Source organism: Massilimicrobiota sp. An80 (assembly GCF_002159255.1).
GTDB classification, from domain to species: Bacteria; Bacillota_I; Bacilli_A; order Erysipelotrichales; family Coprobacillaceae; genus Allocoprobacillus; species Allocoprobacillus merdigallinarum.
The window spans coordinates 1-18,635 of record NZ_NFHI01000016.1 but is presented as its reverse complement, the minus strand read 5'-3'; the positions used below and the strand labels follow the sequence as shown (position 1 = coordinate 18,635).

Below are 18,635 nucleotides of genomic sequence, written 5' to 3'. Positions count from 1 at the left end.
TCATTATGTATTTTGAATTTGTCAATAAAACAAAGGTATGTGCTGGGCAAAATGCTTTAAGCCAACTTGAATACGAATGTCAACAATATCATATGAAACATCCTCTGATTTTAACAGACCATGTTTTATATCAACTCAAATATGTTGATATTCTTACCAGACATTTATCATTAGATTATAGTCTATATACAGATATTCCTGTTGATTCTTCTATTCATACAATTGAAGATATTCAAGATTATTATATGAAAGAAAATTGTGATGGATTGATTGCTTTAGGTGGTGGAAGTGTTCTAGATACTGCTAAAGGTGTTTGTTTGATGTTATCACAGGAATGTGAATCCATTGAAGATATTTTAGGTTTTGAAGATTTAAAACTTGGTCAAGATGTGCCATTCTTTGCTATTCCAACAACAAGTGGAACTGGTAGTGAAGCGACATGTGTTGCTGTAGTCAGTCATCCTGAAAAGCAAGTCAAACTGGAAATCATCTCACAGCATATTCAAAGTCATGTTGCTTTCCTTGATCCTGTCTTAACTCAAAACCTACCTCTCAAGACAACAGCTTCCACAGGTATTGATGCTTTAACACATGCTATTGAAGCTTATACATGTTCACAGAAAAATCCAATCAGTGATGCTTATGCTATCTTAGCGATACAAACCATTTCACAAAATATTTTAAAAGTCATAGACAATCCAAAAGATGAAAACATTCGACTGAATTTAGCTTTAGCTTCTTATGAAGCAGGATGTGCTTTTTCAAATTCAATGGTTGGTATTGTTCATGCGATTGGTCATGCTTTAGGTGCTGTCTGTCATATTGCACATGGAGATGCCATGAGTATGCTGCTTGTCCCTTGTATGCGTTATAATCTTGAAATCAATAAAGACTTATATGGGGATTTATTATTATATCTTGGACAAAAAGAACTTTATAGTCAAACACCAAAAGATCAGTTAGGACAAAAGGCGATTGATTATATTGCAAGTTTATTACAAACTTTACATGAAAAGACAAATCTTCCTGTATCACTGGAAAGTGTTGAAAGTTTGCCTGAAAATATCAATGAAGTGGCTGAGAAGGCTTTAAATGATGGAGCTTTAATAGTCAATAACAAATATGCAAATAAACAAGATATTATCAATATATTGGAGGGTCATTATGGATATTAAAGAATTAGTGAAAACTCAACGTGAATTTTATCAGACACAATATACTAAAGATATTAATCATAGAATACAGACTTTAAAAGCTTTGAGAACTTGGATTTTAGAACATCAAAATCGTATTATTGAAGCCTTGAAAAAAGATTTGAATAAAAATGCTGTCGAATCTTATATGTGTGAAATTGGTTTGGTTTTAAGTGAATTAAACTATCAGTTAAAACATATTAAAAAATGGAGTCGTAATAAATATGTCTGGACGCCAATCTCTCAATTCTATGGAACAAGCTTTGAATCTTATGAGCCTTATGGTGTGACATTGATTATGAGTCCTTGGAATTATCCTTTCATGTTATCAATTGAACCAGCAGTTGGCGCTATTGCAGCTGGAAATACTGTCATTATCAAGCCGAGTGCTTATGCTCCAAATGTTTCACATGTGATTAAACAAATGGTGAGTGAAAGCTGCGATGAAAGATATGTGGCAGTTGTTGAAGGTGGAAGAGCTGAGAATACAGAACTTTTGGAACAACGTTTTGATTATATTTTCTTTACAGGTAGTGTGAATGTTGGCAAACTGGTTATGGAAAAAGCGAGTCGTTATTTAACACCTGTAACTTTAGAATTAGGTGGGAAAAGTCCTTGTATCGTTGATGATGTTAAGAGCTTGAAACTGGCTGCTAAACGTATTGCTTTTGGTAAGTTTTTAAATGCTGGTCAGACATGTGTGGCTCCTGATTATTTATTAATCAAAGACAAATATAAAGATCAGTTCATTCAATATATGAAAGATGTGATTCATGAATTCTTTGGTGATCAACCTTTACAAAATCCTCAACTTGTTAAAATTATTAATCAAAAACACTTTGATAGATTATCACATTTATTAGAAAATCAGGATATTGTGATTGGTGGAAAAGGAAATCCAGAAACTTTACAGATTGAACCAACGGTTGTTGATCATGTTGATGGAAACAATCCATTAATGCAAGAAGAAATCTTTGGTCCTATTCTTCCTATCTTAACTTATCAAAACATTGATGAAGCTATAGCCTTTATTAATCAAAGAGAAAAGCCACTGGCTTTCTATATCTTCTCTCAAAATAAGGCGATTCAAAAGAAATTATTAAAACATTGTAGCTTTGGTGGTGGATGTATTAATGATACAATTATTCATCTTGCGACAAGTGAATTAGGTTTTGGTGGTGTTGGAAATAGTGGTATGGGATCATACCATGGTAAAAAGAGTTTTGAAACTTTCTCTCATACCAGAAGTATTGTCAAAAAGGCAACTTGGATAGATTTACCAATGCGTTATTATCCTTATAATTCAATGAAAGATAAACTGATCAGAATGTTTCTCAAATGATTTCACATATTGTTAATATTGATTTAAAATATAATATATATCATATATATAAATACAACATAAAGGAGGAAATATGATGAAGTGTCCTGTATGCAAAGATGTGACATTACTTATGTCAGAAAAACATGGTATTGAAATTGATTATTGTCCTGAATGTCGTGGAATTTGGTTGGATCGTGGTGAACTTGATAAAATTATTGAACGAGCTTCAGGAGAACAAAAACAACATTCATCTAAAGATTATGAAAAATCACACAAAAAGAAGAAAAGTTCTACTTTAATTGATATTCTTGAAATCTTTGGTGGAGGATAAAAGCTGTCAGGGATAAGTGAAATGCTTATTCCGACAGCTTTTTTTAGTCTTCTAATTGTGATGTACAATGAGGACAACGTGATGCCTCAATATGAATTTCTGATTTACAAAACGGACAAATTTTCTTATCAGGAATAACTTCATCCTCTTTTTTACCAATACTCATGAGTTTATTCACAGCCTTCATAATACAAAATAAAACAAAAGCCATAATAAAGAAATTCACTAATGACGAAAGAAATGCTGAGGCAAAACCTGCAATATCCTGTAAAGTATATATTTTTCCACCAGTGACAAAATTCAAAATAGGGTTAATAAAATTGTCAGTTAAAGAGGTCACAATGCCAGTAAAAGCTCCCCCTATAATAACCCCAATCGCCATATCCAGCATATTTCCACGTAAAGCAAACTTCTTAAATTCATTCATAAAATTCTTCATATCTTCACCTACTTTTTCATAGAATAACATATTCCAACAAGAAAATACAGAATATCTTATCGTAAAAAAAGTCAAACAATATCATGTCTGACTTTAATTATTAACCCCATGATGTGGAGTAAATGATGTATCATCTATACCTTTAAATGTATAACCTAATTTTTGATAATGTTCTATAATTTTTGGTAAAGCTTCTACAGTTGTTGATTTCGCAGCTGTATCATGCATTAATAAATTAATATTTTTCGCTTTACTTTGGGTTGCATTTTTCACAATGACAGAAACAGGTCTGTTATTTCCACTAGCATCTGTTGAATCTGCATTCCAGTCATAATACTGATAACCTCTATTTTGGACTTCTGTCACTAATGTTGTCATTAATCCTTTACAATAACTTGCTGATTTGGTATTAGAACTTCCTCCCGGGAAACGAATATATTTAGGTACAAAACCAATCTGTTCTTTAACCATCTGTCCAATTTTATTTAAATCATCAAAATAAGCATCCATTGATGAATAAACTTCCTTATAATCATGACTATAGGTATGTAATCCTATCGTATGTCCTTTTTCATAAGCTTCTTTAATATACTTATTACTTTTTTTATTGTTACCAGTCACAAAGAATGTTGCTTTCATATCATATTTATCCAATATATCAATAATTTTCTTTGTATTTTCAGATGGTCCATCATCAAATGTTAAATATACAATTTTCTCTTCACTTGATGGAACAGCCTTTGTCACAACTTTTTTCAACACTTTAACATTTCTAGTAAAAGTATCAGCATTACCACTTCTATCTTTAACTGTATATTTAACTGTATATGTTCCTGTTTTTTTCAAATTGACATCGCTGGAATCAACAGTAATTTTTGGACTAGGATCTCGATTATCTTTAGCAGTTAAACCTGAAAGATAATCAACATCTCCATTGACTTTTACAGTTAAATCATGTAATCCTGTTAATTCTGGTTTTTCAGTATCTTTGACAATATTGACTTCTATCTCTTTCTTTGTTTTATTGCCACCTTCATCTTCCACAACAACAGTGACATTTTGTTTACCTTCTTTTGTAAAATCATAATCTTTTTTAAAATATGCTTTTGTTTTTGTTGCATCTTTAATGTCTGAAACAACATCTTTAACATCTACTTTCATACCAACATCTATATCTAAATTTTTAACTTTAAAAGTAGGTGCATGTGTATCTACAACTTTAACAGTTAAATCATATTTTTTATCATTTAATGCATACTGGATAGTATATTCACCTAATTTTTTTGTATCCACTTGACTTGCATCAATTTTTACATCGCTGCTTTTATATTTTCCATGTATCTCTTCTATATAAGAAGTTGGATCAATACTTTCATTTATTTCTACTTCAACCGGATTTTTCTTAAATGCAATCAAAGGTTTATTGAACATTTTAAAGATAAAAAACACAACTGTAACAATACATAATATTCCAACCAATAATATAGCTTTTTTCTTTATATCCTTTTTTAATTTTAGACTCATATATAACACCTTTCCACGTTTTTCATGATATCAAATTGTTTTGAATTTCTTGTGGATATTTCTACTTATTTGTATTATTTTGTGCTGAATCTTTTAAAAGATGAGTTTGAACTTCATCAATAATTCCATTTGCTATAGCTTCTCCCATTTTTTGTAATTTTTCATTATCACTCAAATAACTATAGTCATTTTTATTATTAAGATATCCCATTTCAATCAAAACAGACGGTACTATATTATCTCTTAAAACTTGTAGAGATTTCCCTCCATCTATAATACCTCTGTTTTTTGAATAATTTAATGTTTCCATATGTTTTCCAATATTTTGAGCTAATGATTCGCTCTCATTATTTTTTTTATAAATTTCAAATCCAGAAACTTCATCAGATTCATCAAATGAATTCACATGAACAGATACAAAATAGTGTGCATTATTTTCAGCACTTGTCGCTGCTCTTTTCTTTAAATCTTCTATTTTATTATTAGATAAAGAGACATCACTTTCTCTTGTATAGATAGCCTTAATATTGGCTTCTTCTAAGGCTTGACCAATCGCTTTTGCAGTTATTAATGTTATATCCTTTTCTAAGACATCATTGACATTAGCGCCTGGATCCCAATCTCCATGTCCAGGATCTAACACAACTGTTGCTATATATTCTTTAACCTTTTCTTCCTCTTTTTCTTGGACAACTTCTTGTTGAACTTCAGGTTCTAATAAAGAAGAAATTGTATGAATCATCCAAGATGTTCCTTTATAAATACCAAAACATATAACTAATGCTAATACACAAACAATAATCACTCTATCTTTTCTAATTCTTTTCTTTTTTCTAACCACTTGTTCACTTCCTTTGCAATCGTTGTTATTTTATCATTTTTTGTCGTATAATCAAATGTTTTCCATAAAAAAATCATATTGACTCTCATCAATATGATTTATTTCTTTGATTCTATAAGTTGAATCGCTTCATCAAGAACCTTTTTCCCATTCATCATCCCATAATCTTTCATATCAATAACGGCAATAGGTTTATTTTCATCAAATAATGAACGAATATGTTCTTCCTGAAAACGAACTTGAGGTCCTAACATGATTGCATCAGCATCTTGACCATATTGAACTGTATCTGCAATTGGTCTGGCTTCAATATCAACATCTAATTGTCTTTCTTTAGCAGCAGCTAACATTCTTTCAACTAACAAACTTGTTGACATTCCTGCTGAACATACTAGTAAAATTTTCATAAGCATTCCTCCATTTATTATGATAACAATTTCAAAGGAAGTTGTAAAATTTTTTAATCAGTTTTTGAAAAAAAACATAGAGATAACTCTATGTTTGATGTGTTGTTTTCACATTTATTCTTGTTATTGCTTTTTTCAATGCAATTTCAGCACGTAAAACATCAATGTCCTGTGGTGTTTTTAAACGATCCTCTGCTCTCTTTTTAGAATTTTGAGCACGTAATAAATCAATTTCATCACTTGATTCAATAGCACTTGTGATAATGGTTGTATCTTCTTCACCCACATAAACAAAACCACCTGCAATCGCAAAATAATGTTTATTATGATGAGAATCAACATAGTTCATTTCTGATATATCTATGCTACTGGCTAGAGGAATATGATGGGCAAGTATACCAATTTGCCCTGTTGTTGTTCGTAGATTTAGCATTTCAACATCTACTTCCTGATAAACACCTTTAGGTGTTACAATCTTTAATTTAAATGTTGCCATCTGTTAAAGTTTTTGCTTTCTCAACTGCTTCTTCAATAGATCCGACATTATGGAAAGCCTGTTCAGGTAAATGATCCCATTTTCCTTCAAGAATTTCTTTAAATCCTTGAATTGTATCTTGTACACGAACATATTTTCCTTCTAATCCCGTAAACTGTGAAGCAACAGTAAATGGTTGTGATAAATAATTACGAACACGTCTTGCTCTAGCAACTGTGACTTTATCTTCTTCACTTAATTCATCCATACCTAAAATGGCAATAATGTCCTGTAAATCCTGGAATCTTTGAAGAATCTGTTGAACACCATGAGCAACTTCATAATGTTCTTTTCCGACAATCAATGGATCCAATGCACGTGATGATGAATTCAATGGATCAACGGCTGGATAAATACCCAACGCAGCAATAGAACGATCTAAGACAACTTTTGCATCTAAGTGAGCAAATGTTGTTGCTGGAGCAGGGTCTGTTAAATCATCTGCCGGAACATAAACAGCCTGAACTGATGTAATAGACCCTTTCTTTGTCGATGTAATACGTTCCTGTAATTGTCCCATTTCTGTAGCTAAAGTAGGCTGATATCCTGCTTGTGATGGAACACGTCCTAACAATGCTGACACTTCTGAACCTGCCTGAGTAAAACGGAAAATATTATCAATAAACAATAAGACATCCTGATGTTGTTCATCTCTAAAATATTCTGCCATTGTCAATCCAGTTAAACCTACTCTTAAACGTGATCCTGGCGGTTCATTCATTTGTCCAAAGACAAGTGTTGTTTTATTTAAAACGCCACTTTCCTTCATTTCATAATACAAATCATTACCTTCTCTTGAACGTTCTCCAACACCTGCAAATACAGATAAACCACCATGTTGCGTCGCAATATTATTAATCAATTCTTGAATTAAAACTGTTTTTCCAACACCGGCACCACCAAATAAACCAATCTTTCCACCTTTGATATAAGGACAAATTAAATCAATAACTTTAATCCCTGTTTCTAAGATTTCTGTTTCTGTTTTTTGATCAGCATATGTTGGAGCATTACGATGAATTGGCATTTTTTGAATATCTGAAGGTAATGCCTCTTTTTCATCAATCGGTTGCCCTAGTACATTAAACATTCTTCCCAATGTTTCATTTCCTACTGGTACACAAATAGGATGCTCAGTATCTTTGGCTTCCAAACCTCTTTTTAAACCATCAGTAGACCCCATCGCAATACAACGAACCACATCATCACCAATGTGTTGTGCGACTTCTACTGTCAATAATTCGCCATTATTATCAATTTCAATAGCAGTATTTAATGCTGGTAAATGTCCATCATCAAAAGCAATATCAACAACTGGACCTACCGCACGTACGATTTTTCCTATATTTGACATGCTGCACCTCCTTATTAAGCATTGGCTCCTGCCACGATTTCACTAATTTCATTCGTAATAGCACTTTGCCTTGCCTGATTATATTTCAATAATAATTCTTCTATTAAATCTTCTGCATTATCTGTAGCATTTTCCATAGATGTTCTTCTTGAAGCATTTTCACTTGTCACTGATTCTACCAAATATCCATAAATAACTGACTGTAAATACATAGGTATCAAATCATTCAAAACAGCTTCTGGACTTGGTTCAAATAAAGTCGCTTTTTTAGTTAAAGTCATATTTTCAAAATCCTGTGTATGAACAGGCAATAAATCCATCACACATGGCTGGAATGTCAAGTTATTAACAAACTTTGTATAAATCATTTGAATACTTGCAATCTCTTGATTTTGATAACGTTTTGTTAATTCATGAACAAGTCTAATGACATCTTTGAAATCTAATGTTGAATTTAATTCTACATATTGTGAATGATAGTCAATATGATGATGTGTTAAATAGCTTGCACCTTTACTACCAATCATATAAATTTCATCATCTGGCTTTAAACATTCAACCATGGTTTTAAAAACATTTGCATTATAACCACCACATAGTCCTAAACTTGACGTGACAATAATATAAATATGTTTTCCTGCCTGATTTTCTATTAAATATGGACTTTCCACCATACCTTTATTGCTTTCTAAGATTTGTCCTACCGTTTCTTGAATTTTACTATAGTAAGGTCTTAATTCATCCATCTGATTTCTTGCTTTTCTCAACTTAGAAGTTGCGACAAGCTGCATTGCTTTTGTAATTTTCTTTGTTGATTCAACGGATTTTATACGTCTTTTAATAGACTGCATATCATTAGCCATAAACTAACCTTCCTTATTCACTTTTAAGAAATTTTCTACAAAAGCATTGATAACATCTTTCATTTTTAAAGATAATTCATCGCTGATTGATTTTTGTTGTTGAATATCTGTTATCATTTCAGGATGTTGGTTTTGAATATTTTGATAAAGTTCATCCATGAATTGATTGATTTTAGCAACTGGAATTTGTTTTGTATAACCATATTTTAAAGCAAATAATGTGATAACCTGCTGATCTACACTACGTGGAGAATATTGAGCCTGTTTTAAAACTTCTCTCACTCTTTGTCCATGTTCCAAAGTTGCTTTTGTCGCAGCATCCAAATCACTACCAAATTGTGCAAATGCCTGCATTTCACTATATTGTGCAAGTTCTAATTTTAAAGAGCTTGATACTTGTTTCATAGCTTTAATCTGTGCTGATGAACCAACACGACTGACAGATAATCCAGTGTCAATAGCCGGTCTTATTCCTGAGTTAAATAAATCCTGTTGTAAGAATATCTGTCCATCTGTAATAGAAATCACATTTGTTGGAATATATGCTGAAATATCCCCTGCCTGTGTTTCAATAATTGGTAAAGCTGTAATTGATCCTCCCCCATGTTCATCATCTAAACGACAAGCTCTTTCCAGTAATCTTGAATGTAAGTAGAATACATCACCTGGATAAGCTTCACGTCCTGGTGGTCTTTTTAATAATAAAGAGACTGTACGATAAGCAACCGCATGTTTAGATAAATCATCATAAACAATCAAGACATCTTTACCTTCTTCTAGCCATTCTTCTGCCATAGCACATCCTGCATAAGGCGCAATATATTGAACAGGAGCTAATTCACTGGCCCCAGCAGATACAACAGTTGTATATTCCATTGCTCCACCTTGACGCAATTTTTCAACAATTTGAGCAACAGTAGAATTCTTTTGCCCAATAGCAACATAAATACAATAAATATTCTGTCCTTTTTGATTTAATATTGTATCAATCGCAATAGCTGTCTTTCCTGTTTGTCTATCACCAATAATTAACTCACGTTGACCTCTACCGATAGGAATAATTGCATCAATACATGTAATTCCTGTCTGAAGTGGCTGATCAACAGATTTTCTTGTCATAACACCTGGTGCAATTTTTTCAATAGGACGTGTATGCTGATAAACAATTTCTCCTTGTCCATCAATAGGTTGTCCTAATGGATTGACAACACGCCCTAATAATCCATCACCAACAGGAACTTCAATAATTCGTCCTGTTCTTTTGACTTCATCGCCTTCTTTGATAGAACCTTCATCACCAAGTAAAACAGCACCTACAGCATCTTCTTCTAGATTCATAACCATTCCATAAACATCGCCAGGAAATAACAACAATTCTCCTAACATGGCATTATCTAAACCATGAATCAATGTTACACCGTCACCTACTGTCATAACAGTTCCAACATCTTTTGATTCTATTTGATCTGCAAAATGTTTAATCTGTTCCTTAATTAACGAACTAATCTCATCTGGTCTTAAATCCACACTTTCACCTACTTTCTTAATAATTCCTGTTTCAATAACCCCATCTTATAAGATATAGAATTATCATATACACGATGATCAATCTCAACTTTAATTCCACCAATTAAAGATGGATCGATCGCTTGTTTTAATAAGACTTTCTTGTTTGTCTTCATAGACATGGCTTCTTGAATTTTCTCTATTTCTGCTTGAGAAAGTTCATAAGCACTCCATACTTTTCCAACTTGAATACCCAAGTATTCATAACATAAATTTTGAAATTGATGACAAATCAAAACAATATATTTGATTCTTCTTTTTTTAATCAGCAATAAAAGAAATTGATAGACATATGTTTCAATTTGTCCTTTTAAGCATTGATTCAATACCTGATATTTATCTTCATCATGAATCGCAACATGACTAAAAAACTGTAAAATACTTTGATCATGAAAGATATCTTCAACTTTCTCCATATCTTTTTGATATGTTTCGACAGCATTTTCCTCTTTTGCTAAAGCAAATAATGCTTCAGCATATCTTTTTGCAATGGTATCCATTAATGAACAACCTGATCAACAAAATCTTCTACCATTTGTTGATTTTCCTTTGAATTCATTTCTTTACTCATTACTTTTGTTGCTGCCTCAATAGCTATATTAACCATTTCTTTCTTCATGTCTTCTCTAGCCTGTTGTTTTTCAACTTCAATTTCTCTTTCTGCCTGTTCTAGCTTACGAGCAGCTTCTTCTTTTGCCTTTGCAACTAAATCTTCATGAATTTTTAAAGCATCATTTTTAGCCTGTTCAATAATATCATGATACTCTTTAGCAGATTGACGTGCCTGTTCTTCACTTTCTAACATAAGCTGCTTTGCTTTTTGCTGAGATGTTTTTGCATCCTGAATTTGTGATTCGATAAAATCAGCACGTTTTTGAAAATACTTTTGTGTTGGAGCCCAAAAGAACTTTCTAAAAATAATCAATAAAACACCTGTGGATAATAATTGAATCACGATTGTCGCAAGATTAGGGAATAATTTCCCTGCAACATCAATACTCATTGTATGCCTCCCTTCTTATAAAAAGCCAATCACCTTTTTATAAATATAAAGCTGGGAATACGAAAATTAAAATAATTGAAATCAATAATCCATAAATAGCAACTGTTTCAGTTAATGCGATACCTAAAATCATCATTGTTCTGATTTTACCTTCAGCTTCTGGATTTCTACCGACTGCTTCAACTGCTTTACTTGCAGCAATACCTTCACCAATACCTGTACCTAAACCTGCACATACTGCAATTCCTGCAGCGATTGCAACTAAACCTAAATCTGTCATATTTTATTTACCTCCATTATATTTTTTTATTTATCAAAACTATATTTATAGTTAAGATCAATCTTCATTTTCCATCATGATTAATATAGATGAAATTGTTACAAACACTAATGTCTGAATAACACCAGCAAATAAATCAAAATAAACATGGAACACTGGCGCAATAACTGGTCCTAAAAAATTAACTGTCGTTGGAATAATTAAACTTGATAACCAACCTGTAAACTGATAAAGCAACGACATTAAAATACTACCACTTAAAATATTACCAAAAATACGGAATGATAACGATATTAAGGGAGCTATTGTTCCAAAGATATTCGTTGGTGGCCAAACATTACCCTTGATATATTCTTTAATTCCTTTTTTTCGAATTGCGTTAAACTGTATCAAAACAAATGTAATAATTGTCATAGCCAACGTAATAGAATAATTGGATGTTGGTGCATCAAAACCAATTAATCCACTAATATTAGCAACAATCAGATAACAAAACAGCATTGCAAAATAAGGATAATAGTTCTTTTCAAAACGACTAGGCATAATTGATTTCAAATAGTTATAAATCATTTCTACACCTGTTTCAACGACCAGAACTAAACCTTTAGGTCTCTTGGTTGCATCTGCTAATGCAATCTTTCTTCCTGCATAAATAAAAAAGACTGCTAACATGGCCATGATAATTAAAGAAAATATCAATTCTGTCTGAATCACTATATGCATCTATTTCATCTCCTTTCTTGTTTTTAAATTTAACCAATGAATTGTGATAGGTGTAATCAAATAACCAAAAAACACACTCAAAAGATGAACGTATTCTTTCCATATAACAGCTATCATAAATCCTACAATCATCAAAAATAATTTTAACATAAACATCAATATAATTAATAAAATATGATGTCCTTCCTGTAAAATAGTATGACTAAATTTAATCGTCAATATAAAATTGATATAACAAATTATATATCCAACAATGACTCCTAAAGGATAGGCCATATTCTTCAATATTAAACCTATCAAACAAAAAAAGAGCAACATGATTAAAAAGATTTTTTTAGACTCTGTTTGAACATCTTTTTCATTCACATTGCTCACTCCTTATTTTAACACTATCTTGATTATACCGTGGATAATCAAAAATAACAAATCTTTTGATTACAAGATATAGTTCAAAAGTCATTTCTTTTTAGTATTTGTCAAGATAACTTAAATCATACCATTATTCACACTATACAATTTTGACATATAGCTAATCTGTTCCAAACAAACGATCTCCAGCATCTCCTAATCCTGGCACAATATAGCCTTTATCGTTCAGTTTTTCATCTAGTGCTCCAACAATTAAATCCACATCAGAATGCTCAGTTTCAATCACCTGAATACCTTCTGGAGCAGCCACAAGACAAGCAAATTTAATATTTTTAGCGCCTCTTTTTTTAATGTTTGTAATAGCAGCACAAGCACTACCACCTGTTGCTAACATTGGATCGAGGACAATCACATCAGCTTCTTTTAAACATGAAGGAAATTTAGCATAATATTCCTCTGGCAGTAAAGTTTCTTCATTTCTTGACATTCCTATATGTCCAACTTTGGCTGTTGGTATCATTGTTTTAAAACCATCAACTAAACCAAGACCTGCTCTTAAAATAGGAACCAAAACAATAGGACGGACTAATTTTTTACCTGTCATAGAACATATTGGTGTTTCAATTTCAATATTTTGTAATGGTAAACTCTTTGTCACTTCATAAGCCATTAACATCGCAATTTCATCTAAGTTCTGTCTAAATTCTTTTGTACCTGTTTCTTTATTTCTCATAATGGTCAACTTATGATCAATAAGAGGATGATTTAAAATAATTGTTGCCATTTCTAATCCCTTCTTTCTTTCATTTCTAGTATCATTATATCAAATTATCCCTATAAAGCCTATCTTTATCCATCTTCATGATCAATAATCAAAAAAGAGAAGATTAAACTTCTCTTATTACAAATATGTTTTATCTTGATACATTGTCACTTTATCAGTTAATGCTTTCACTCTTTTTAAACATTCTTCCTTAACACTATCTGTTTCTTCATTTTTTAAACGATACGCTATAATTTTACCAACTTCTCTAAAATCATTTTCATCAAAACCTTTTGTTGTCATCGCTGGTGTTCCTACACGAATACCACTTGCTTTAAAAGGTTTCTCAGTATCAAATGGAATCGCATTTTTATTAGCTGTAATATGAATTTCATCAAGCAATCTTTCCGCTTTTTTTCCACTCATGCCACAACTTGCTTTCACATCAATTAAAATTAAATGATTATCCGTTCCATCAGCCACTAATCTAAATCCTTCTTCTTTTAAAGATTGTTCTAATGCTTTGGCATTTTTTATAATCTGGTTTGCATAATCTTTAAACTCTGGTTGTAAAGCTTCATAGAAACATGCGGCTTTCGCTGCAATAATATGCATTAATGGACCACCCTGCATACCAGGAAAAACAGCTTTATCAATCGCTTTTCTTAATTCTTCTTTACACATAATGACACCACCACGTGGTCCCCTTAAAGTTTTATGTGTTGTTGTTGTGACAACATCAGCATAAGGGAAAGGTGAAGGATGTAAACCAGCAGCAACTAAACCAGCAATATGTGCCATATCTACCATAAATAAAGCACCATTTTCATGAGCAATCTTGGCCATATATTCAAAATCAATAATTCTTGAATAGGCACTTGCTCCTGCAACAACTAACTTTGGTTTGATTTCTTCGACTTTTCTCTTATATTCATCATAATCAATCGTTTCTGTATCACGAGAAACACCATAACTATAAAATTCATAATTGATTCCTGAATAATTGAGTGGATGTCCATGTGTTAAATGTCCTCCATCAGCAAGTGACATTCCTAACACTTTATCCCCATGATTTAATAATGCCAAATAAACAGCTGTATTGGCTTGAGCCCCACTATGAGGCTGAACATTTGCATATTCACAGCCAAATAATTCCTTTAAACGATTGATTGCTAAAGTTTCGACTTCATCTACAAATTGACATCCCCCATAATATCTCTTACCTGGATATCCTTCTGCATATTTATTTGTTAAAACACTTCCAGCTAATTCTAATATTTCTTCTGATACAAAGTTTTCTGAAGCAATTAACTCAATATTATTTCTTTGTCTATTTAATTCTCTTTCAACACTTTCAAAGACTTGTTCATCTCTCATCTTTATTCACTCTCCAAAGCCATCATTTTGGCAATTCTTTGATCATGTCTACCACCTTCATAATCAGTATGTAGCCACGCATTTAAGATTTCTAATGCTAAACCTTCTCCAATCACTCTTTGCCCCATTGCTAACATATTTGTATCATTATGAGCTCTTGTTGCTTTGGCACTGAACACATCATGAACTAATGCACAACGAATACCTTTGACTTTATTACATGTAATAGAAACACCAATACCTGTACCACAAACGACAACACCTTTTTCACATTCTCCATTTGCGACAGCTTTGGCAGCTTTGGCAGCATAATCAGGATAATCACAGCTTTCCTCATTATATGTTCCAAAGTCTACAACTTCATATCCTTGTTTTTTCATTTCTTCCATTAATACATTTTTTAAACGATATCCCCCATGATCACATGCAACTGCTATTTTCATTTTATTGCCTCCTCTATCTGTTCTTTTGTTATTTTTCCAGCTCTTAATATTTTGATTTCATCTTGACTCACGTCAACAACTGTACTGGCAATGTTATCAGATGTTTTACCATCAACGACTAAATCAATACGTCCATCCAATTGATTCAATACTTCTTGAGTTGAAGTTGTATTAGAATGTTGAGATAAATTCGCACTTGTGACTAACATAGGTCCTACCTTTTTTAATAAAGATAAAACAAATTCACTATCTGGAATACGTATTCCTATGGTTGATTTTCCATTTGTCATGATATCACGAACAGATTCTTTTTTCTTAAAAATCAACGTAATCATTCCAGGCATAAATTGATCAATCATCTTTTGTGCCTGTGGACTAATGTAAGCATACTGAGAAATATCCTTTTTATCAGCAACCATCAAAGTAATCGCTTTAGAATAATCTCTATTTTTTGCTTCCATTAAACGCTCTAATGCTTCTTCATCATTAAAATGAATACCTACGCCATAAACTGTTTCAGTAGGAAAAGCAACAATACCACCTTTTTGAATCACATCACAAATTTCATTCATTTGATTTTCTAATACAACTTTTGTCATCTTCATCACCTTAGCTGATATTCTAACACAAATGCTTTTAAAATTATACAAATATCACTTGAAAATAAAAAATAGGCGATAGATTCTTTATTTTTCTATCGCCTTATTATTATTCTTTTGAAATATTTTTAAGTTCTTTAATCCAGTCCATACCTTTTTGAATCACTTTCCAATAAAATAATCCTAAACCCCAAATCAAAACAAACGCACCACTATAAATAAAAACCTCTGAAAATGAAGAAAGTGTATATTCAGCTAATGAACCACCTAAAATCATTAAAACCCCTAGCCCAAAAATTTCTATTAACTTTTTCATAAAAATCTTCTCCTTATATATCATAACATAAAAATATGTAGAATTTATGCATGTTTTTGAGATTTCATCTTTCTCCATTCATCTTCTAAAATAGACATTAAAATATCATCGGCGTATTGATCTCCATCTTTGATAGCATCTCTTAGAACACCCTCATGTTTAAATCCTACTTTTTCATAAGTGTGAATGGCTCTTTTATTGAAGGAAAAGACATCTAAAGAGATACGATGCAATTTTAAAACATCAAAAGCAAACGACAATGTCTGATCAATCATCCATGTTCCAATACCCTGTCCACGTGCTTGATGATGAAATATCGCAATTCTAAAATTAGCACTCTTCAATTCATAATCAATCTCATTAATAACACTTTCCCCTACAATATGTCCCTCAGGATCAATTAAAACAAAGTCATAACGATCCTTAGCATCTATACAGCTTATAAAAAAGTTGACCACTTCATCTTGAGTATAAGAAGATTGACTACCTGTCAATCTCACTATATCTGGATCTATTGGATTAAAGTTGTTTTTATAATATTCCATAGCATCTTCTTTTTGCGTTAATCTTAAAGTATAACCATCTTTTTGATATATGATTTCTCTTTCCATAAGTCTCACTCCCTCTATAAGTATACAATAAATGATGATTATATGAAAAAAGAACATTATTTTTTCATGAATTTATGGTATGATATTATCACTAGGAAAGGAATGATGAAATTGAAAAAGAAAACTCTTGCTTGTGCAGCTTTATTATCTGGTGCTATTGTTGGCTTTGTAGGTGTCACTGCAATTGATTTTGCCTGTCATAAAAGCACACCACTTAATAAAATGAAACCAAAAGTTGATCCACGTATTGAAAAATATCTTCCTTGGTTAAAACAACAACATTTTGAAACATGGGAAATGACTTCAAATGATGGTTTAAAACTCAAAGCCAAATTTTTAAAAGCTGATAGAGATACAAATAAAGTATTAATTGCTGTTCATGGTTATCGTTCATATAATTTAAAAGAATATGCCTATTATATTAAATTTTATCATGATCTAGGATTCCATATTTTATTACCAGATAATCGTGCTCATGGAGAAAGCGAAGGAACATATATTGGATTTGGATGGTTAGATCGATTAGATTGTATTCAATGGATTCATCAGGTTAAAGATTATTTTCATAAAGATTTACAAATTGTTTTACATGGTATATCAATGGGAAGTGCCACTGTTCTCATGGCTAGTGGTGAAGAACTTCCTGATGATGTCAAATGTATTATTTCTGATTGTGGATTTACAAGTGTTCTTGATGAATTTAAACATGAACTTCATCAAAGACATATTCCTGCTTCTCTTGTCTTACCAACTGCAACTTTATTAAGTAAAAAACGTGTAGGATATAGCTTCAAAGAAGCTTCAACAATTGAACAAGTTAAAAAATCTAAAACACCAACTTTATTTATACATGGTGATCGTGATAATTTTGTGCCAACCTATATGGTTTATGATCTTTATAATGCATGTAGTGCTGATAAAGATTTATTGATTGTTGAGGGTGCTGGTCATGCGCAAAGCTATTTGGTTGATCCTCAATTATGTGAAAGCACAATTATTGAATTTATGAATAAATACGTTAAAGAGTAAAAAATGACTGATTTTCAGTCATTTTTCTTTTAATAATAAATTCTTATATCTGTTAGTGATGATAAAATGGACATCTTTCTTTGATACATTGTTGATTCAAATGAGAAAACTCACATTTTTCATCAGTATCTTCTAATAGAATACCATACGTTTCTTCAACGAATTTGATAGCTGTTTTTAACGAAAGATAAGCATTTCTTTTACAACATCTTGGTCCTCCAACTTCAGCTATGTTGCCAAGTGCTAATGAAGTCAGTTTTAAATTATCTTTATAATATTCATTATCTGATAATGGTGTTGTCTGATGAATAATCGCTAAAGCTGCACCAACAGAAGAACTTGATCCACAAATTCCCCATTGTCCACAAGTTGCTCCTGGCATTTTCTTTCCTCTGACTTCTAGTTCATCTAAGGCTTTTGGAAAATCAAATTCAACTCCTACATTATGCATAGCAGTCAAAAAAGCATATCCATCAATAATATGATGAACAGGTCCATGAATTGGTATATTTTCAATTTTCATCAATTTCTTCACAATTTTTATTGGATTTTGACTTGTTTCTTTTAAACATATATCTTTGATCATTTGCATATTTTCATCCATAAATCTCACCTCTCTCTTTATTTTACCTTAATTATTCATGAGATTATAATATAATCATGAAATATCCTTATTTCATAGGCATTTTCTGCTTTTATTTATTCTTTTTCTATTCACCCGTTGGGTGAATAGTTTTTCTTTATA

The 18,635-nt window shown here is 31.7% G+C and carries 24 protein-coding genes; 4 read left to right on the top strand and 20 right to left on the bottom strand.

The window, feature by feature from the left end:
• Window positions 1–5: 5 nt before the first annotated feature.
• The 3 genes from B5G32_RS06025 to B5G32_RS06015 all read left to right on the top strand — a co-directional run bounded on the left by B5G32_RS06025 (window position 6) and on the right by B5G32_RS06015 (window position 2,848).
• A complete protein-coding gene (locus B5G32_RS06025) occupies window positions 6–1,175 on the top strand; it encodes an iron-containing alcohol dehydrogenase (RefSeq protein ID WP_087936133.1) in 1,170 nt (389 codons plus the stop codon).
• Complete coding sequence (locus B5G32_RS06020) at window positions 1,165–2,535, top strand: aldehyde dehydrogenase (RefSeq protein WP_087936132.1); 1,371 nt, start codon at window positions 1,165–1,167, stop codon at window positions 2,533–2,535. Before B5G32_RS06025 ends, B5G32_RS06020 begins: the two co-directional genes overlap by 11 nt.
• Window positions 2,536–2,608: 73 nt before the next feature.
• A complete protein-coding gene (locus B5G32_RS06015) occupies window positions 2,609–2,848 on the top strand; it encodes a TFIIB-type zinc ribbon-containing protein (protein WP_239386211.1) in 240 nt (79 codons plus the stop codon).
• Window positions 2,849–2,891: 43 nt separating this feature from the next.
• Here the strand turns inward: B5G32_RS06015 and mscL are convergent, their stop codons facing one another.
• The 19 genes from mscL to B5G32_RS05920 all read right to left on the bottom strand — a co-directional run bounded on the left by mscL (window position 2,892) and on the right by B5G32_RS05920 (window position 16,861).
• Window positions 2,892–3,287: a large conductance mechanosensitive channel protein MscL gene (gene mscL / locus B5G32_RS06010; RefSeq protein ID WP_087245145.1), complete on the bottom strand. Its 396-nt coding sequence runs from the start codon at window positions 3,285–3,287 to the stop codon at window positions 2,892–2,894.
• 93 nt (window positions 3,288–3,380) lie between these two features.
• On the bottom strand, window positions 3,381–4,811 hold the full coding sequence (locus tag B5G32_RS06005) for a polysaccharide deacetylase (protein WP_087936130.1): 1,431 nt from the start codon (window positions 4,809–4,811) through the stop codon (window positions 3,381–3,383).
• Window positions 4,812–4,872: 61 nt separating this feature from the next.
• Window positions 4,873–5,652 (bottom strand): N-acetylmuramoyl-L-alanine amidase family protein, encoded by a 780-nt coding sequence (locus B5G32_RS06000; RefSeq protein ID WP_087936129.1) that lies wholly within the window; start codon window positions 5,650–5,652, stop codon window positions 4,873–4,875.
• A gap of 98 nt (window positions 5,653–5,750) precedes the next feature.
• A complete protein-coding gene (locus B5G32_RS05995; RefSeq protein WP_087245148.1) occupies window positions 5,751–6,059 on the bottom strand; it encodes a PTS sugar transporter subunit IIB in 309 nt (102 codons plus the stop codon).
• 88 nt (window positions 6,060–6,147) lie between these two features.
• Window positions 6,148–6,555 carry an ATP synthase F1 subunit epsilon gene (atpC, locus tag B5G32_RS05990; RefSeq protein WP_087936128.1) on the bottom strand — a complete coding sequence of 136 codons (408 nt, stop codon included), beginning with the start codon at window positions 6,553–6,555 and terminating at the stop codon, window positions 6,148–6,150.
• Window positions 6,542–7,948 carry a F0F1 ATP synthase subunit beta gene (gene atpD, locus B5G32_RS05985; RefSeq protein WP_087936127.1) on the bottom strand — a complete coding sequence of 469 codons (1,407 nt, stop codon included), beginning with the start codon at window positions 7,946–7,948 and terminating at the stop codon, window positions 6,542–6,544. Before atpD ends, atpC begins: the two co-directional genes overlap by 14 nt.
• A gap of 14 nt (window positions 7,949–7,962) precedes the next feature.
• Window positions 7,963–8,811, bottom strand: a complete 849-nt coding sequence (gene atpG / locus B5G32_RS05980) for an ATP synthase F1 subunit gamma (protein ID WP_087936126.1) — start codon at window positions 8,809–8,811, stop codon at window positions 7,963–7,965.
• A gap of 3 nt (window positions 8,812–8,814) precedes the next feature.
• Complete coding sequence (gene atpA / locus B5G32_RS05975; protein WP_087936125.1) at window positions 8,815–10,338, bottom strand: F0F1 ATP synthase subunit alpha; 1,524 nt, start codon at window positions 10,336–10,338, stop codon at window positions 8,815–8,817.
• Window positions 10,339–10,346: 8 nt separating this feature from the next.
• Window positions 10,347–10,877 carry a F0F1 ATP synthase subunit delta gene (locus tag B5G32_RS05970; RefSeq protein WP_087936124.1) on the bottom strand — a complete coding sequence of 177 codons (531 nt, stop codon included), beginning with the start codon at window positions 10,875–10,877 and terminating at the stop codon, window positions 10,347–10,349.
• Window positions 10,877–11,380, bottom strand: coding sequence for a F0F1 ATP synthase subunit B (gene atpF / locus B5G32_RS05965; RefSeq protein WP_087296958.1), 504 nt, complete (start codon window positions 11,378–11,380; stop codon window positions 10,877–10,879). Before atpF ends, B5G32_RS05970 begins: the two co-directional genes overlap by 1 nt.
• Window positions 11,381–11,417: 37 nt before the next feature.
• Window positions 11,418–11,660: an ATP synthase F0 subunit C gene (gene atpE / locus B5G32_RS05960; RefSeq protein WP_087296957.1), complete on the bottom strand. Its 243-nt coding sequence runs from the start codon at window positions 11,658–11,660 to the stop codon at window positions 11,418–11,420.
• A 57-nt stretch (window positions 11,661–11,717) separates the two neighbouring features.
• The gene (locus B5G32_RS05955) at window positions 11,718–12,383 is read right to left on the bottom strand and encodes a F0F1 ATP synthase subunit A (RefSeq protein ID WP_087936123.1); all 666 of its coding nucleotides are present in this window, start codon (window positions 12,381–12,383) and stop codon (window positions 11,718–11,720) included.
• Window positions 12,384–12,749 (bottom strand): ATP synthase subunit I, encoded by a 366-nt coding sequence (locus B5G32_RS05950; RefSeq protein ID WP_087245157.1) that lies wholly within the window; start codon window positions 12,747–12,749, stop codon window positions 12,384–12,386.
• A gap of 163 nt (window positions 12,750–12,912) precedes the next feature.
• The gene (gene upp / locus B5G32_RS05945; protein ID WP_087936122.1) at window positions 12,913–13,536 is read right to left on the bottom strand and encodes a uracil phosphoribosyltransferase; all 624 of its coding nucleotides are present in this window, start codon (window positions 13,534–13,536) and stop codon (window positions 12,913–12,915) included.
• 117 nt (window positions 13,537–13,653) lie between these two features.
• Window positions 13,654–14,892: a serine hydroxymethyltransferase gene (locus tag B5G32_RS05940; RefSeq protein ID WP_087936121.1), complete on the bottom strand. Its 1,239-nt coding sequence runs from the start codon at window positions 14,890–14,892 to the stop codon at window positions 13,654–13,656.
• 2 nt (window positions 14,893–14,894) lie between these two features.
• A complete protein-coding gene (rpiB, locus tag B5G32_RS05935; RefSeq protein WP_087245160.1) occupies window positions 14,895–15,335 on the bottom strand; it encodes a ribose 5-phosphate isomerase B in 441 nt (146 codons plus the stop codon).
• Entirely contained in the window at window positions 15,332–15,934 is a 603-nt protein-coding gene (locus B5G32_RS05930) for an L-threonylcarbamoyladenylate synthase (RefSeq protein ID WP_087936120.1), read from the bottom strand. Before B5G32_RS05930 ends, rpiB begins: the two co-directional genes overlap by 4 nt.
• A gap of 109 nt (window positions 15,935–16,043) precedes the next feature.
• Window positions 16,044–16,250 (bottom strand): hypothetical protein, encoded by a 207-nt coding sequence (locus B5G32_RS05925; RefSeq protein WP_087936119.1) that lies wholly within the window; start codon window positions 16,248–16,250, stop codon window positions 16,044–16,046.
• Window positions 16,251–16,294: 44 nt separating this feature from the next.
• Window positions 16,295–16,861, bottom strand: coding sequence for a GNAT family N-acetyltransferase (locus B5G32_RS05920; protein WP_087936118.1), 567 nt, complete (start codon window positions 16,859–16,861; stop codon window positions 16,295–16,297).
• 105 nt (window positions 16,862–16,966) lie between these two features.
• Between B5G32_RS05920 and B5G32_RS05915 the strand changes: the two genes are divergently transcribed.
• Window positions 16,967–17,890: an alpha/beta hydrolase gene (locus B5G32_RS05915; RefSeq protein ID WP_239386210.1), complete on the top strand. Its 924-nt coding sequence runs from the start codon at window positions 16,967–16,969 to the stop codon at window positions 17,888–17,890.
• 52 nt (window positions 17,891–17,942) lie between these two features.
• On the opposite strand, the gene B5G32_RS05910 is transcribed toward B5G32_RS05915, so the two are convergent.
• Window positions 17,943–18,494 carry a DUF5714 domain-containing protein gene (locus tag B5G32_RS05910; RefSeq protein ID WP_087936117.1) on the bottom strand — a complete coding sequence of 184 codons (552 nt, stop codon included), beginning with the start codon at window positions 18,492–18,494 and terminating at the stop codon, window positions 17,943–17,945.
• Window positions 18,495–18,635: the final 141 nt, after the last annotated feature.

What these genes read in the sequence shown, in the direction of transcription:
- B5G32_RS06025 (WP_087936133.1), top strand. Translation starts at nt 6, where the DNA reads ATGTATTTTGAATTTGTCAATAAAACAAAGGTATGTGCTGGGCAAAAT.
- B5G32_RS06020 (WP_087936132.1), top strand. Translation starts at nt 1,165, where the DNA reads ATGGATATTAAAGAATTAGTGAAAACTCAACGTGAATTTTATCAGACA.
- B5G32_RS06015 (WP_239386211.1), top strand. Translation starts at nt 2,609, where the DNA reads ATGATGAAGTGTCCTGTATGCAAAGATGTGACATTACTTATGTCAGAA.
- mscL (WP_087245145.1), bottom strand. Translation starts at nt 3,287, where the DNA reads ATGAAGAATTTTATGAATGAATTTAAGAAGTTTGCTTTACGTGGAAAT.
- B5G32_RS06005 (WP_087936130.1), bottom strand. Translation starts at nt 4,811, where the DNA reads ATGAGTCTAAAATTAAAAAAGGATATAAAGAAAAAAGCTATATTATTG.
- B5G32_RS05995 (WP_087245148.1), bottom strand. Translation starts at nt 6,059, where the DNA reads ATGAAAATTTTACTAGTATGTTCAGCAGGAATGTCAACAAGTTTGTTA.
- atpC (WP_087936128.1), bottom strand. Translation starts at nt 6,555, where the DNA reads ATGGCAACATTTAAATTAAAGATTGTAACACCTAAAGGTGTTTATCAG.
- atpD (WP_087936127.1), bottom strand. Translation starts at nt 7,948, where the DNA reads ATGTCAAATATAGGAAAAATCGTACGTGCGGTAGGTCCAGTTGTTGAT.
- atpG (WP_087936126.1), bottom strand. Translation starts at nt 8,811, where the DNA reads ATGGCTAATGATATGCAGTCTATTAAAAGACGTATAAAATCCGTTGAA.
- B5G32_RS05970 (WP_087936124.1), bottom strand. Translation starts at nt 10,877, where the DNA reads ATGGATACCATTGCAAAAAGATATGCTGAAGCATTATTTGCTTTAGCA.
- atpF (WP_087296958.1), bottom strand. Translation starts at nt 11,380, where the DNA reads ATGAGTATTGATGTTGCAGGGAAATTATTCCCTAATCTTGCGACAATC.
- atpE (WP_087296957.1), bottom strand. Translation starts at nt 11,660, where the DNA reads ATGACAGATTTAGGTTTAGTTGCAATCGCTGCAGGAATTGCAGTATGT.
- B5G32_RS05955 (WP_087936123.1), bottom strand. Translation starts at nt 12,383, where the DNA reads ATGCATATAGTGATTCAGACAGAATTGATATTTTCTTTAATTATCATG.
- upp (WP_087936122.1), bottom strand. Translation starts at nt 13,536, where the DNA reads ATGGCAACAATTATTTTAAATCATCCTCTTATTGATCATAAGTTGACC.
- B5G32_RS05940 (WP_087936121.1), bottom strand. Translation starts at nt 14,892, where the DNA reads ATGAGAGATGAACAAGTCTTTGAAAGTGTTGAAAGAGAATTAAATAGA.
- rpiB (WP_087245160.1), bottom strand. Translation starts at nt 15,335, where the DNA reads ATGAAAATAGCAGTTGCATGTGATCATGGGGGATATCGTTTAAAAAAT.
- B5G32_RS05930 (WP_087936120.1), bottom strand. Translation starts at nt 15,934, where the DNA reads ATGACAAAAGTTGTATTAGAAAATCAAATGAATGAAATTTGTGATGTG.
- B5G32_RS05925 (WP_087936119.1), bottom strand. Translation starts at nt 16,250, where the DNA reads ATGAAAAAGTTAATAGAAATTTTTGGGCTAGGGGTTTTAATGATTTTA.
- B5G32_RS05920 (WP_087936118.1), bottom strand. Translation starts at nt 16,861, where the DNA reads ATGGAAAGAGAAATCATATATCAAAAAGATGGTTATACTTTAAGATTA.
- B5G32_RS05915 (WP_239386210.1), top strand. Translation starts at nt 16,967, where the DNA reads ATGAAATTGAAAAAGAAAACTCTTGCTTGTGCAGCTTTATTATCTGGT.
- B5G32_RS05910 (WP_087936117.1), bottom strand. Translation starts at nt 18,494, where the DNA reads ATGGATGAAAATATGCAAATGATCAAAGATATATGTTTAAAAGAAACA.